This window comes from Streptosporangium nanhuense, assembly GCF_059358815.1.
The window spans coordinates 1-2,007 of the sequence record NZ_JCADBG010000086.1 but is presented as its reverse complement, the minus strand read 5'-3'; the positions used below and the strand labels follow the sequence as shown (position 1 = coordinate 2,007).

The window sequence follows — 2,007 nt, the reverse complement described above, 5'->3', positions numbered from 1 at the left end:
GCGGCCAGCCCCTGCTCGGCCGTCAACGCCGGCATCCCGGCCCGCGCCATCCGGCGCAGATCGACCTCACCCAACGAACTACTCATCCCGGTCTCCTGAGCCCACAACGCCCAGGCCAGCGACACCCCCGCCAACCCCTGAGCCCGGCGCGCCTGCACCAGCGCGTCCAGGAACGAGTTCGCCGCCGCGTAGTTACCCTGCCCGGCATTGCCGATCACCCCGGCGAACGAGGAGAACACCACGAAACCGGCCAGGTCACTGTCTGCGGTCAGCTCGTGCAGGTGCCAGGCCGCGTCCACCTTCGGACGCAGCACCGCATCCAAACCTTCCGCCGTGAGCGACGGGATCGTGCCGTCGGCCAGCACGCCGGCGGTGTGGATCACCGCCGTCAGCGGGTGGCCGACCGGTACCCGCGCCAGCAGGGCCGCCACCGCGTCCCTGTCGGCCATGTCACAGGCGGCGATCTCCACTTCAACACCGTGGGCGATCAGCTCGGCCTGCAACTCCGTTGCTCCGGGGGCGTCCAGGCCCCGGCGGCTGGTCAGCAGCAGATGCCGTACGCCACGCTCGGCCACCACGTGCCGCGCGAACAGCGCGCCCAGACCACCGGTGCCACCGGTGATCAACACCGTGCCCTCCGGATCCCAGACCCGGCTCACCTCCCCATCAAGGTCGGACAGGTCGGGCAGGTCGGAGGCGGGCGCCACCCGGGCCAGACGCGGAACCAACATCTCACCACCGCGTACCGCCACCTGCGGCTCGCCCGAGGCCAGCACCGAGGCCGGCAACGTGGCGGCGTCCGTGCCCACCGGCACCAGCCGGTCCGGCTCCCCATCATCGCCGTCAGGGTGGGCGGTCGAGTGCCCGTCGGCCACGTCGAGGTCGATCAGGACGAACCGGCCCGGGTTCTCCGACTGCGCCGACCGGACCAGACCTCCCACCGCCGCGGCCGCCAGATCGGCGACCACCTCACCCTCACCGGCCGCGACCGCGCCCCGGGTAACGAACACCAGCCGCGAATCGGCGAACCGCTCGTCCGCCAGCCACCGCTGCAGCAGATCCAGCACGTGGGCGGTCGCCTCGTGCACCGACTCCACAACCCCACCGGCCCGGTCGGAGACCGCCTCGGTCACCACCACCTCCGGCACCCGATCCGCCCCGGCCAGCGCCTCCAGATCCGCGTACACCTCACCGGCTCCGAACGGCGTCCCCAGGGCGGCGAACGCCACCGGTTCAGCCGCCGGAACCTCACCCATCGCGACCCACTCCACCCCGAACAACGCCTCCCGGCCAACCCCGCGACCGGCCGAGACAACCTCCAGCCACTCAGCCGGAACCGGCCGCACCACCACCGACCCCGCCGACACGACCAGCTCTCCGGTCGCGTCCACCGCGCTCAGCGACACCGCGTCCGGCCCCGTCCTGACCAGCCGCACCCGCAGCACCGACGCCCCGCCCGCGTGCAGGCACACCCCGCTCCACGACAGCGGCAACCGGCCACGATCCGCCGCGTCCAGCCCGGCGAAACCCGCCGCGTGCAGTGCCGCGTCCAGCAGCGCCGGGTGCAGCCCGAACGTGCCCGCGCTCGACTGTGCCTGTTCGGGCAGGTTCACCTCGGCGAAGATCTCGCCCTCGGCCCCCCGCCACGCCGCCCGCAGTCCCTGGAACGCCGGACCGTACCCCAACCCCTCCTGCGCCAGTTCCTCGTACAGCCCTTCCAGCTCGATCGCCATCGCCCCCGCCGGGGGCCACACCGCCGCATCGAACGACGCCCCCTGCGAAACACCGGCTGCCAGCGTTCCGGTCGCGTGCCGCACCCACGCCTGGCTCTCCTCAGCCTCAGCCGGACGCGCATACACGTTCACTGTCCGGCGACCCGACTCCTCCGTCTCACCGACCCGCACCTGGACCGCCACCGCGCCGCTCTCGTCCAGGACCAGCGGCGCCTCCACCGTCAATTCCTCGACCACCGCGCAGCCCACCTGATCAGCCGCCCGCACCGCCAAC

1 protein-coding gene is annotated in these 2,007 nt (G+C 72.8%); it reads right to left on the bottom strand.

The window, feature by feature from the left end:
- On the bottom strand, positions 1-1,970 hold a 1,970-nt coding region (locus AC5L38_RS44065), incomplete at its 3' end, for a type I polyketide synthase (protein ID WP_495248793.1).
- Between the last annotated feature and the right edge of the window lie 37 nt (positions 1,971-2,007).